This window comes from Pseudomonas sp. W2-17, from assembly GCF_041060445.1.
GTDB lineage: Bacteria > Pseudomonadota > Gammaproteobacteria > Pseudomonadales > Pseudomonadaceae > Aquipseudomonas.
The window spans coordinates 39,747-52,075 of sequence record NZ_JAUFNS010000019.1 but is presented as its reverse complement, the minus strand read 5'-3'; the positions used below and the strand labels follow the sequence as shown (position 1 = coordinate 52,075).

11 protein-coding genes and 1 other RNA gene are annotated in these 12,329 nt (G+C 62.4%); 9 read left to right on the top strand and 3 right to left on the bottom strand.

The annotated features are described in order from the left end of the window. Positions 1 to 116: 116 nt before the first annotated feature. The 5 genes from ffs to QWI20_RS21295 all read left to right on the top strand — a co-directional run bounded on the left by ffs (position 117) and on the right by QWI20_RS21295 (position 3,939). An RNA gene (gene ffs, locus QWI20_RS21315) (signal recognition particle sRNA small type) lies at positions 117 to 213 on the top strand. Between the two features lie 361 nt (positions 214 to 574). After that, positions 575 to 1,246 carry an HAD-IA family hydrolase gene (locus QWI20_RS21310; protein WP_369307105.1) on the top strand — a complete coding sequence of 224 codons (672 nt, stop codon included), beginning with the start codon at positions 575 to 577 and terminating at the stop codon, positions 1,244 to 1,246. A gap of 102 nt (positions 1,247 to 1,348) precedes the next feature. Next, positions 1,349 to 2,275, top strand: coding sequence for a type I pantothenate kinase (gene coaA / locus QWI20_RS21305; RefSeq protein ID WP_074889248.1), 927 nt, complete (start codon positions 1,349 to 1,351; stop codon positions 2,273 to 2,275). Next, positions 2,275 to 2,643: a Rap1a/Tai family immunity protein gene (locus tag QWI20_RS21300; RefSeq protein ID WP_369307104.1), complete on the top strand. Its 369-nt coding sequence runs from the start codon at positions 2,275 to 2,277 to the stop codon at positions 2,641 to 2,643. The genes coaA and QWI20_RS21300 overlap by 1 nt, the downstream gene beginning before the upstream one ends. A gap of 99 nt (positions 2,644 to 2,742) precedes the next feature. Then, on the top strand, positions 2,743 to 3,939 hold the full coding sequence (locus QWI20_RS21295; protein ID WP_369307103.1) for a nitrate/nitrite transporter: 1,197 nt from the start codon (positions 2,743 to 2,745) through the stop codon (positions 3,937 to 3,939). 61 nt (positions 3,940 to 4,000) lie between these two features. On the opposite strand, the gene acpA is transcribed toward QWI20_RS21295, so the two are convergent. Together acpA and QWI20_RS21285 are read right to left on the bottom strand one after the other, a co-directional pair. After that, positions 4,001 to 5,707, bottom strand: a complete 1,707-nt coding sequence (gene acpA, locus QWI20_RS21290) for an acid phosphatase (RefSeq protein WP_369307102.1) — start codon at positions 5,705 to 5,707, stop codon at positions 4,001 to 4,003. 316 nt (positions 5,708 to 6,023) lie between these two features. Further along, a complete protein-coding gene (locus QWI20_RS21285; RefSeq protein ID WP_369307142.1) occupies positions 6,024 to 6,737 on the bottom strand; it encodes a substrate-binding periplasmic protein in 714 nt (237 codons plus the stop codon). Between the two features lie 272 nt (positions 6,738 to 7,009). Here QWI20_RS21285 and dnaX point away from each other — a divergent pair, with 272 nt between their 5' ends. The 4 genes from dnaX to recR all read left to right on the top strand — a co-directional run bounded on the left by dnaX (position 7,010) and on the right by recR (position 11,508). Further along, positions 7,010 to 9,199, top strand: coding sequence for a DNA polymerase III subunit gamma/tau (gene dnaX, locus QWI20_RS21280; protein WP_369307101.1), 2,190 nt, complete (start codon positions 7,010 to 7,012; stop codon positions 9,197 to 9,199). 100 nt (positions 9,200 to 9,299) lie between these two features. Continuing rightward, positions 9,300 to 9,626 (top strand): YbaB/EbfC family nucleoid-associated protein, encoded by a 327-nt coding sequence (locus QWI20_RS21275; protein WP_037011416.1) that lies wholly within the window; start codon positions 9,300 to 9,302, stop codon positions 9,624 to 9,626. A 181-nt stretch (positions 9,627 to 9,807) separates the two neighbouring features. After that, positions 9,808 to 10,836: an NADP-dependent oxidoreductase gene (locus QWI20_RS21270; protein WP_369307100.1), complete on the top strand. Its 1,029-nt coding sequence runs from the start codon at positions 9,808 to 9,810 to the stop codon at positions 10,834 to 10,836. Positions 10,837 to 10,905: 69 nt separating this feature from the next. Further along, on the top strand, positions 10,906 to 11,508 hold the full coding sequence (gene recR, locus QWI20_RS21265; protein ID WP_369307099.1) for a recombination mediator RecR: 603 nt from the start codon (positions 10,906 to 10,908) through the stop codon (positions 11,506 to 11,508). A gap of 225 nt (positions 11,509 to 11,733) precedes the next feature. Here the strand turns inward: recR and QWI20_RS21260 are convergent, their stop codons facing one another. Then, the gene (locus QWI20_RS21260; RefSeq protein ID WP_369307098.1) at positions 11,734 to 12,282 is read right to left on the bottom strand and encodes an adenine phosphoribosyltransferase; all 549 of its coding nucleotides are present in this window, start codon (positions 12,280 to 12,282) and stop codon (positions 11,734 to 11,736) included. Between the last annotated feature and the right edge of the window lie 47 nt (positions 12,283 to 12,329).

Genomic DNA, 12,329 nt, shown 5'->3' with positions numbered 1-12,329 from the left:
AGGCGGCGAGGGGCTGATGACGCTCAAAATCTTAATCTGAAACAAGAGGTTGTAACTTCGCGCGAGACCGGTACAATGGCGCGGCTCGCCACTGGCGAGCGTCGTTATGGTGACCCCATCGGTCCCCCCGCAACGATTACCCGTGAACCTGGTCAGAGCCGGAAGGCAGCAGCCACAGCGGGAACATTGTGTGCCGGGGTGTGGCTGGTGGGGTTGCCTCCATAACGAAGGCTCGTCGCAATGACGAGTTGTGATCATCCAGATCGTGTCCAGCCCCCACCCCTTCAAATCTCTCTGATCTTTCATCATCGTCTTGTTGGCAAGCTGCCGCGTCTCTTAACGTCGTCATTTCCTCTCGCGTGCCTGAATCCGCTACTCACCGGATGTCGCGGTGTTGTTCAGCACAGGGTCGCCGCGTGCGCCCCGTCGAAAGCCTACCCCCGAGCAACCGGCCGTTAACCAACGCTGAACCATAGAATTAGGCCGCGTGCGGTGTATCGTCGTATGCCTGGCCTAGAATGGAGCCCATCGCGAAGACACGCGCACGCCACCCCTCGGCTCAGGAATAACAACAATGACAACCGCCACCTCGTCACCCCTCCATCCAACAGCCTCCATCCAACTCGTACTCTTCGATCTGCTCACTGCCCTGCTGGATTCCTGGACCCTGTGGAACTCAGTCGCCGGATCCGAGGAGCTGGGGCGGACCTGGCGCATGGCCTACCTGAAGGCGACCTACGGCTGCGGCCGCTATCGCCCTTATGACGCGCTGGTCGAGGAGGCTGCGATGGAAGTCGGCCTGGGCAGGCACGCAGCGGCGGAGCTTGATCGGCGCTTCGGGGAACTGCAGCCCTGGCCGGAAGCCAAGGCAGTGCTCGAAGCCCTCAAGCCCCGTTACAAGCTCGGTATCGTCACCAACTGCTCGGAGCGGCTGGGCCACCTCGCGGCGGAGGTGCTGGGCGTCCCGTTTGACGTGGTGATTACCTCGGAGAAAGCCGGCTTTTATAAGCCGGACCCGGCGCCTTATCGTCTGGCGCTGGACTCCTTGGGTGTCGATGCCGGGCATGCCGTGTTTGTCGCGGGTTCGGCCTACGACCTGTTTGGCACGGCGAAGGTGGGGCTGCCGACGATCTGGCATAACCGCCTTGGCCTGTCAGCCCCCGAAGGGGCGCCGGCGCCTCTGATCACGCGGCCTACGCTGGAAACCCTGTCCGCGGATCTGGCGAACATGACGGCCAGGAAGTAAGCGAACCGCCCCGGCAGACCCAAATAAATCTGCCCTCCATTTTGATCAATACGATAGTCTTCGCACCATTGTCGATACGGACACCTGACTGGAACGCGATTGATGGCCCCTGATGACTATCTGGTAATGAGCAGCGCGGAGTGGGCGGGGCTGCGCGCCAGTACGCCATTGACGTTGTCCGAAGAAGATCTCGCCGCGTTGCGAGGCGTGAACGAGGACATCTCGCTGGAGGATGTGGCCAACATCTACCTGCCGTTGTCGCGCCTGATCAATCTTCACGTCAGCGCTGCCCGCAACCTCGACAGCATCAAGGACACCTTTCTCGGGCGCCCCGCCAAGCGCCAGACCTATGTGGTGGCGGTGGCGGGCAGCGTTGCGGTGGGCAAGAGCACCTTCGCCCGGGTGCTGCAGGCGCTGATGGCGCGCTGGCCGGATCATCCCCGGGTGGATCTGATCACCACCGACGGATTTCTGCACCCCAACGCCCGGCTCGTCGCCGACGGCATCATGCACCGCAAGGGTTTTCCGGAAAGCTACGATCGCAAGCGCATGGTCAAGTTTCTCTCGGACCTGAAGGCCGGCACGCCGGAAATCACCGCCCCGGTCTATTCCCACATCAGCTACGACATCGTCCCGGACCAGTTCTTCAAGGTCAGCCAGCCCGACATCCTGATTTTCGAAGGGCTGAATGTGTTGCAGACCGAGGGCAATGACGGGCAGAAGCCGGGCAGCATCGTCTCGGATTTCTTCGATTTCTCGATCTATCTGGACGCCGAAGAAGGCGACATCGAGCGCTGGTACGTTGAGCGCTTTCTGATGCTGCAACGCACCGCGTTTCGCGCGCGAGGCGCCTACTTCCGCGAGCTGGCCGACCTGCCGCCGGAGAAATCCCCGGATGCGGCGCGCAAGATCTGGCACGACATCAACCGTCCCAATCTGCTGGAAAACATCCTGCCGACCCGCGAGCGCGCCAGCCTTGTGGTGCGTAAGGCGTCGGATCATTCGGTGAAGGAACTGTGGCTACGCTGATGAGGAAGTCCATCGCGGCCGCGTCGGCGTTATTCGCGTTGTGCGTCAGCACTGGCGCTCTGGCGGACGGGAATAAGTTACTGCTCGAATGCCAGGACGGTATCAACAGCATGAGCGGCGGTGTTGCGCAGAACGGCGTCGGTGTCGGCCATTGCGTCGGGGTGCTGCAAGCGACGATGGACACCCTGGACCTGTTCCACGAAGCAGGCGGACTGCCCCGGCTGGTGTGCGTGCCCGAGGGTGGCATTCCGATGATTCAGTCGATGCGCATCATTGTGCAGTCATTGCAGGCGCATCCCGAGAGCCTGCATCTGAATGAATCCGTGCTGGTCGTCGCAGCATTGAAAAACGCGTTTCCCTGCCAGTAACCCTGACGTTTTACGCTAGCCTTTGCGTGATCCAGGCGTGATGCTCCGGGTCAACCTGCGCCGCCGCGTCTGCGACGGCCTTCAGCAAGGATGCCGACGATGCGGATCAACGCACTGATTGTTTTATTGCTCACCGGTCTTGTGGCCGCGACATACGGCTTCGGGATCTACCTCTTTGCCCAACTGGTGCCGGACATGCGCGCCAGCCTGGGCTTCGATATCGCCTACGTGGGCACCATCACCGCAGCGGGGCAGGCCGGGTTTCTCGCCAGTGCGTTGCTGGCGGCGTGGCTGACGCCTCGTGTTGGCGGCGGCTGGGTGATCTTCGGTTCGGGCGCGGTGTGCGCGTTGGCCTTGCTGCTCATGCCCCTGGCGCAGAACGTGGTGCTGATCGGTCTGCTGCTGACGATTCTGGCCGGCACGGCGGCGACCGTGTTCGTGCCGATGGTCGACGTGATCGCGCGCGCTGTGCCTTACAAATATCGCGGCATGGCCATGGGGCTGGTATCGAGCGGCACCAGTTACGGCGTGTTCATCAACAGCCTGCTGGTGCCGTTTTATGCGCCCCAGGGCGAGTGGCGCACGGTGTGGTGGATCGTTGGGCTGATCACGGTCGTGCTGGCCGTCGGTGCCTTTCTGGTCTTCAAACGTGCGCGGCTGTTTGTTCGCGAAGGCGAGAGCGCCGGTGATGGTGCGCCACGTGGAAGCATTCTGCGTGAGGCGCTGCAGGGCTGGGTGTACGCAGTCTGGTCGATGAATTTTCTGATCGGCTTCTCGACCTTTCCGTTTCAGAACTACCTGTCGTCCTACTTGCGCACCGAGCTGCATTTCGGCGTTGAGTACACCGCGCAGATCTGGGCCAGCATCGGCTTCGTCGGCATGTTCAGCGGCCTGGCCCTCGGCGCGCTGTCGGACCGCATCGGCCTGCGGGCGGCGATGTTGCTGGTGTACGTCTGCGTGGCGACGGCGGGGTTGATTCTGGTCATCGCGCCGACCGGCTACTGGCCGCTGGTGGCGGGGGTGGTGTTCGCCGTGGCGTTCTACCCGATCTTCGGGCTGATCCCGGCGTACGTGTCGAAGATGGCAAGCGGCGCGGCGCTGGCCGTGACCATCTTCGGCATCGCCAACATCATGCAAGGCGTCGGCGGCATGCTCGGCAACTACTGCGCCGGGCTATTGGCGAGCGCCAGCGGTTCGTTCGTTGCGGTGTATGGGGTGATTGCGGGGGTCGCGGTGGTGCTGGCGGTGCTAACGGTTTGCTTGCCGAACGAGCGCGGCGGTCGGCAGGCGGCTTGATTACACATAAGATCAGCCCACCTGCCAGCAATGGTTGAGCGCCCGGCTACACTGGAACTGGCTACGCCGGAAACTGCAGCGCGTTGCTCAGATCACCCATCGACGTCTGACCCCGTACCGCCATGGCGTTGTCGCGCTCGGTCAATCCGTCCAGTTTCTCCAGACCATGCACACGCGTAATCAGACGCAGGATCGAGGCGGTGTCGTACACCGTGTGGTCGACCGTGCCCTTGCGCGCGAACGGTGAGATCACAATTGCCGGCACTCGCGTGCCCGGGCCCCAGCGGTCGCCCTTCGGCGGCGCGACGTGGTCCCACCAGCCGCCGTTTTCATCGACGGTGATGACGATCACCATGTTCTTCCACTGCGGGCTGTTGCGCAGCACTTTGATGGCGCGATCAATGTGTCGATCACCCGCAGCCACGTCGGCGTACCCGGCGTGCATGTTGAGGTTGCCCTGGGGTTTGTAGAAGGTCACCGCGGGCAGCTTGCCGGCCTCGGCGTCGGCGAGGAATTTATTGGTGCTCGACTCATCGCCCAGACCGCCGTCGCGCAGTCGCTTCTTGCGCTCTGCCGGATTGTCCGGGCCTTGCTGCTTGAAGTAGTTGAAGGGCTGGTGGTGGTACTGGAAATTCGGAATTTTCGGGATGCCGGTCGAATCCTTGTACTCGTCCAGCGTCACCTGCCAGGCGCCGGCGTACCAGGCCCAGTCGACGCTCTTCTTCGACAGCTTGTCGCCGATGTGGTCATGGGTTTGCGGCACCAGCACGTTGGCCAGCCCCGGCTGCGAATAATCCGGTCTCTCCTTGTCCCGCAGCCAGGTCGGCCAGTAGGGCGGGGCCATGGTGTTGACGCCGTAGCCGTCCGGCGTCAGTGCGCTCGGGCCGAACTGCGGCGGGCCGGTCATGGCGCTGGCGGGTGACTTCTCCAGCGGTTTGAGTCGGTAGTCCAGCGGATCGCTGCTTTCCAGCACGGCGATCTGCGACTTGGCCGGGGAGTTCGCCGCATCCGGGTAGAAGGGCGCCCGCGCGGAGATCAGGTACTGGTGGTTGAGGAACGAGCCGCCGAAAGCGCCCTGGAAGAAGTTGTCACAGAGCACGAACTCCTTGGCGACGTCCCACAAGCGCAGGGAATATTGGGTCTGGGGGTAGTAGCCCATGGTCAGACCGCCGGAATCCGCCCAGGCAACGAAGGCGTCGTTCTTGCCGCCGTTGATCTGCATCTGGTTCTGATAGAACACGTGCCACAGGTCGCGGGTGACGACGCTCAGTGGCAGGTCTTCGCCGCTCGGGCCTTTGAGGGGGAAGGGCGCGTTGGGCAGGTTTTCCTGATACTGCACGCCCGTCGCGTAGGTGACGCCGTCGACGCTTTGCGGGCCGATCTGGCAGACGCCACCCCAGCACTGCGGCAGGGTGTCGAGGACCTTGCCGTCACGGTCGCGCTGGCGGTATTGGTCGGCTTTCACGGCAGAGAGTGGATGCTCGACGCCGGGGAAATTGGCGAACAGGTTATTGAAGCTGCGGTTCTCGCCGTAGATGACCACGATGGTTTTGATGTTGTCCTGCAGCGCTTTGTCCAGCGCCGGGCCGGTCAACAGGGTGTCCGTCGCAGGCTTGCCTTCAGGGGCTGCTTCGGCCGCGCCCACTACACCGCTGAGGGTCGCGCCGGCGCCCAATACCGCGACGCCACCGAGGAAGCGTCGACGGCTGCCATCCACCGGTGTCTGGGGGGCCGAAGCCTGTGCGGGTTCTTCCGGTTTCTTGGTCATGGCGGGTGCTCGCAGGTCGAGTTGTTACAACATATGTCGCCGGAGCCTATCGAGGGAATATGACGGGATTGCTACAGCGATAGGCGACATCAAATTTGTGGTGTGCCACCTAATGCCTTCCCGGCTAAAGCCGGTCCCACTGAGTGCGCGCGATCTTTTAGTGGGACCGGCTTTAGCCGGGAAGAGGCCAGTGTGTACGCCATCAGTCTTGCGGTGTGTCACATGACGCTTTCCCGGCTAAAGCCGGTCCTGCAATCGGCGCCAGCCTTACAATCGAAAGTCGCAGCCGGGGCCACAATTGAAAAGCGGCGCAGCCTCAATACGGGTCGTCGGGGTTGCCCGAATGCACCTGGTACCGCTCGACAATCCGCTCGATCTCCCCGGACATCTTCATCCTCAGCAGCGTGCGCATGATGCGTTGCGCGGGTACGCTCGGGTCGTTGCGGGCGACGCAGCCCACGGGCTGTTCATCGATGATCCACACGGCCCTGAGTTTCTCGTCGGCTTTCTGGTCGCGGTTGTACCAGTCCAGCGACCACTGTGTGTCCACGGCGTATCGGTAGCGATGGGCCGAGAGCTTTTGCAGGACCTGCTCCTGGAGTCTGGCGTCTTCGCGGATCAAATCGCGCGTGGCGAACAGCGGGTCCAGCACCGGGTAGGCATAGCCCAGCACCGTACCGATGTGATCACCGAGAATCGCGCTCAACTGAAAGGGTGCGGTGTCGTAGGCACTGCCGACCAGCACGTTGCGCTGGGTCAGCAGTGGCAGGCTCCAGGTGTAGTCGCCCGACATGTCCGGCAACCAGGACTGCGCGGCGTAACAGCGCACATCGACTTCACCGCGCTCGGTCGCCGCCTGCACCCGAAGCCGTGGATACACGCGATATTCGGCGGTCTGGCCGATCTGTCGGGCCAGGCTTTCCATGATGTCGAAAAGAATGCCGGCTTCAGGTCCGTCGGGACCCACTTGCATCAGCGGCATCGACCAACTGTCGGCCACGGCGAAGCGCAGGGGCGGGCCTTCCGCCATCGCAGACGCGCTCAGTAACCCCAAGGCGCTCAAAAGTCCCAAGCCACTCACCCACACGTGCATCCGGATCCCTCGAAGTAACAGTGCGACGCTTCAAGCCTGCTGTGTCTTCGGAATCCAGGTGCGGAACCTTATGGGGGAACCCTCTCGCGGAGCCGTCTTGCGGAGTCAGGCCAGCCATCATAAAGCGAAAGCCACGGACACCAGATGCAATTTTGCCCCTGCTCCGCTAGCATTGGCGGTCTTCCGCAACCCAGTCGCGACGGTTTTCAATGAGTTATCAGGTTCTTGCACGTAAATGGCGTCCGCGCTCGTTCCGCGAAATGGTCGGCCAGACCCATGTGCTCAAGGCCCTGATCAACGCGCTGGACAGCCAGCGCCTGCACCATGCCTATTTATTCACGGGCACAAGGGGCGTCGGCAAGACCACCATCGCGCGGATCATTGCCAAGTGCCTGAACTGTGAAACCGGTATCACTTCAACGCCCTGCGGCGAGTGCTCGGTGTGCCGCGAGATCGATGAAGGCCGCTTTGTCGACCTGATCGAGATCGACGCCGCCAGCCGCACCAAGGTCGAGGACACCCGCGAGCTGCTCGACAACGTGCAATACGCACCCAGTCGCGGCCGCTTCAAGGTCTACCTGATCGACGAAGTGCACATGCTGTCCAGCCACTCGTTCAATGCGTTGCTCAAAACGCTGGAAGAGCCGCCGCCCTACGTCAAGTTCATCCTCGCCACCACCGATCCGCAGAAGCTGCCGGCGACCATTCTGTCGCGCTGCCTGCAGTTCTCCCTGAAAAACATGACGCCCGAGCGTGTGGTCGAGCATTTGACCCACGTGCTTGGCGTCGAAAACGTTCCGTTCGAAGACGACGCGCTGTGGCTGCTGGGCCGCGCGGCCGACGGCTCGATGCGTGACGCCATGAGCCTCACCGATCAGGCGATTGCCTTCGGCGAAGGCAAAGTGCTGGCGGCCGACGTGCGCGCCATGCTCGGCACGCTGGATCACGGCCAGGTGTTCGACGTGCTGGCTGCGTTGATCGAGGGCGATGCCCGCTCGTTGCTTGAAGCCGTGCGTCATCTGGCCGAACAGGGCCCTGACTGGAGCGGCGTACTGTCGGAGATTCTCAACGTATTGCACCGGGTTGCCATTGCCCAGGCGCTGCCTGAAGGGGTCGACAACGGCCATGGCGATCGGGATCGCGTGCTGGCGCTGGCCCAGTCATTGCCCGCTGAAGACGTGCAGTTCTATTACCAGATGGGCCTGATCGGTCGCCGTGATTTGCCGCTGGCGCCTGACCCCCGTGGCGGTTTCGAAATGGTGCTGCTGCGCATGCTGGCGTTTCGACCGGCAGATGCCGACAACGCGCCGACGCAACCGTTAAAGTCAGTGGGGATCAACCCGGCCACGGTTGATTCCCGGACAGCGGTGGCGAGTTCAGCATCCGCAGCACCCAAACCCATCACCGCCCCGTCGCCAGCGCCTGTTATCGACAAGCCTGCTCCGGTGGCCGTGCCTGACGCTCAAGCTGCGAAGGCAAAGACTGAGGAAGAGATCGATCTGCCCTGGAACGAGCCGAAGGTCGCGCCGCCAGCCCCTGCTGCCGAGCCCGAATCAGAGCCTGAGCCAGCCCCTGCTGCCGAGCCCGAATCAGAGCCAGAGCCAGAGCCGTCTGCGCAGCCCGCTTCCGAATCCGTCGCCGAGATTCCCGAGCCCGTCCTCGACACCGTGGCCGAGCAGCCTGATCTGACGCCAATGCCGGCGCCGGTCCCCGCGAGCCCTGTGCCTGAAGCGCCTGAAGTCGAGTCGTCAGAGCAACGGCAAGCCGCCGCCGACGCCGTGACATTGCAGATGATCGAGCACGTGCCCGACGCGACGCCGTACGTGCCGGCGCCCATGGAGCGCGACGACGAGCCGCCGCCCGATGACGACTACAACGAGCCGGACATCGACATCGACCCGGCGTCGTTCGCTTATCTTGACGACCTGGCCCACGAAGCGGTCGAAGCGGTGGAGAAGGAGCCCGAGCTGTTGCCGGCTTCCAGGCCTGCCACCGGGCTGGCGGCGGACTGGCTTGAGCTGTTCCCGAAACTGCCGATTTCCGGCATGACCGGCAGCATCGCCGCCAATTGCACGCTGATTTCGGTGGAGGGCGACAACTGGCTGCTGCACCTGGACCCGGCCCACAGCGCGCTGTTCAACTCGACCCAGCAGCGCCGTCTGAACGACGCGCTGAACCAATACCATGAACGCACCCTCAACCTGAGTATCGAACTGATCAAGCCCGAGCAGGAAACCCCGGCTCAGGCAGCGGCGCGTCGGCGTGCCGATCGGCAGAAGCAGGCCGAGGCGGCGATTCACGGCGATCCGTTCATCCAGCAGATGATGCAACAGTTCGGTGCGTCCATTCGCGAGGACACAATTGTTCCGGTGGATGCGCCGGCGCAGGCGCCGGTCTAGAAACTGATTAAGGACCAATGGATTCCGGGGGCGCTAAGCTGATGGGGCGCCCGTACTGTTCAACGACTTTCTATCCAATGACTTCCGAGGAGTAACTCCCATGATGAAAGGTGGCATGGCAGGCCTGATGAAGCAGGCTCAGCAGATGCAGGAAAAAATGGCCAAGATGCAGGAAGAGCTGGCCAACGCTGAAGTGACCGGCCAATCCGGCGCCGGTCTGGTCAGCGTGGTCATGACCGGGCGTCACGACGTCAAGCGCGTCAGCCTGGACGACAGCCTGATGCAGGAAGAGAAGGAAATTCTCGAAGACCTGATCGCTGCAGCCGTCAACGACGCTGTGCGCAAAATCGAAGCGGCCAGCCAGGAGAAGACCGCCAGCATGACCGCTGGCATGCAGCTGCCGCCGGGCATGAAACTGCCGTTCTGATCGGACGGCTGTCGCGACACCCAAATGCCAGGCCCTCGTGCCTGGCATTTTTGTTGGGGACGGCGCCAGGTCCGCCTTGGATTACGCGCGTCATATGGAACGCCACATCCGACCGAACCCGTCCGGTTGCCCACGGTCTGCTCTCTATACCCTCGCAACCTTCATCATGGAGCCCATTCCGATGACCCAAGAATTGATCCTCAACCAACGCGTAGTCCTGGCGTCCCGTCCCCAGGGCGCACCGACCCCGGAAAACTTCCGACTCGAGCGCGAGGCGTTGCCTGACCTGCAAGAAGGCCAGGTGCAATTGCGCACGCTCTATCTGTCCCTCGATCCCTACATGCGCGGTCGCATGAGCGACGCCCCGTCCTACGCGGCACCGGTGGAAATCGACGCGGTCATGGAAGGCGGCGCGGTCAGCGTGGTCGAGCAGTCGCGCAACCCTAAATTCAAGGAAGGCGATCTGGTGGTGGGTCAGACCGGCTGGCAGACCCACAGCATTTCCGACGGCAGCAACCTGTTGATGGCGCCGAAGGATCTGCCCAGCCCGTCGATGGCGGTGGGCGTGCTCGGCATGCCAGGCATCACCGGTTACATGGGCTTGATGGACATCGGCAAGCCGAAAGCGGGCGAGACCCTGGTCGTCGCTGCGGCTTCCGGGGCGGTCGGCTCGGTGGTGGGTCAGGTGGCCAAGCTCAATGGTCTGCGCGTGGTGGGTATTGCCGGTGGTGAAGACAAATGCCGCTATGTGGTCGACGAGCTGGGCTTTGATGCCTGCATTGATCACCGCAGTGATGAGTTCGCCGAGCAGTTGAAAGCGGCCGTCCCGAACGGCATCGACATCTATTTCGAACTGGTCGGCGGCAAGGTGCTGGAAGCGGTCATCCCGCTGCTCAATCAGCGTGCGCGGGTACCGCTGTGCGGACTGATCGCCCATTACAACGCGCAAAGCCAGCCAGAAGGGCCGAATCAACTGCCGTTGTTGATGCGCACGCTGCTGACCAAGCGCGCGAAGATTCAGGGCTTCATCGTCTACGAAGAGTATTACCACCGTCTGGAAGAATTCATGCAGGCCATGATTCCGCTGGTGAAGGACGGAAAGGTGAAATTCCGCGAAGACGTGGTCGAAGGTCTGGAGCACGCGCCGGACGCGTTCATTGGCCTGCTCGACGGCAAGAACTTCGGCAAGCTGGTGGTCAAGGTCTCATGACCCTGATTTGACGGTAATCGGAGGCGCGGGTATAAACCGCGTCTCGTGTTTTTGTCGGACGTTTCTCCAATGAGCTTCAGCCCCCTGATTCGCCAGTTGATCGACTCCCTGCGCATCCTGCCTGGCGTCGGTCAGAAAACCGCCCAGCGCATGGCGTTGCAGCTGCTGGAGCGTGATCGCAGCGGTGGCTCGCGTCTGTCCCAGGCGTTGAGTCAGGCGATGGAAGGCGTCGGTCACTGCAAACAATGCCGCACCCTCACCGAAGAAGAACTCTGCCCGCAATGCTCGGACGTCCGTCGCGACGACACGCTGCTGTGCGTGGTCGAGGGCCCGATGGATGTGTATGCGGTGGAGCAGACCGGTTACCGCGGGCGCTACTTCGTGCTCAAGGGCCACTTGTCGCCACTGGACGGTCTGGGGCCTGAAGCCATTGGCATCCCGCAGCTGGTCGCGCGGATCGAGGAGCAGGGCTCGTTCACCGAAGTCATCCTCGCCACCAACCCGACGGTGGAAGGCGAAGCGACGGCGCACTACATCGCCCAGCTGCTGACCAATAAAGGCCTGGTCATCTCGCGGATTGCCCACGGCGTGCCTCTGGGTGGCGAACTGGAACTGGTCGACGGCGGCACGCTCGCGCACTCGTTCGCAGGGCGCAAGCCGATTCAGTTGTAGGTAAGTTCCCTGTCTTCAATACGCCCCGGTGTCTTGCAGCGAATGCAGGACCTGTGGGAGCGAGCTTGCTCGCGAAGGTGGCCTTCCTACCGCTAGATATCTGGCGGCGGTACCGGCCTCTTCGTGAGCAAGCTCACTCCCACAATATCGTGTTCGCTCAGGAGCAGCGGTGTTAGCTGGCCTGACGTCTGGTGCTGTGATCAGACGTCTTCCACTGGTGGCTTCTTACTTATCCGCTAACGCAAACTCGGTCAAACAGAACGTCGGGATTTCCATGTCGCGCAGGCGTTGTGAGCCGCCCAGCTCCGGCAAATCGATGATCGCAGCGGCTTCGTGAACCTTCGCGCCCATGCGCCGGATCAGGTTGGCGGCGGCGACCAGCGTGCCGCCGGTGGCAATCAGGTCATCGAACATCACCACCGAATCCCCGTCACACAAGCTGTCGGCGTGGACTTCCAGCAGCGCTTCGCCATATTCGGTCTGATAGGCCTCGGCCAACACGTCCGCCGGCAATTTCCCCTGCTTGCGAAACAGCACCAGCGGTTTGTTCAGTTCATAGGCGACGATCGAGCCGATGAGAAAACCGCGCGCGTCCATGGCGCCGACGTGGGTGAACTCGGCATCGATGTAACGCTGGATGAAGCTGTCGATGACCAGGCGCAGGGCCTTGGGTGACTGGAACAGCGGGGTGATGTCACGAAAAATCACGCCGGGCTTGGGGAAATCCACCACAGGGCGGATGAGGGATTTGATGCTCAATTGGTCGAAAATCATATGGATCTCGGGCAGGACATGACTCAAAAGACGCCAGTCTAAGCCCG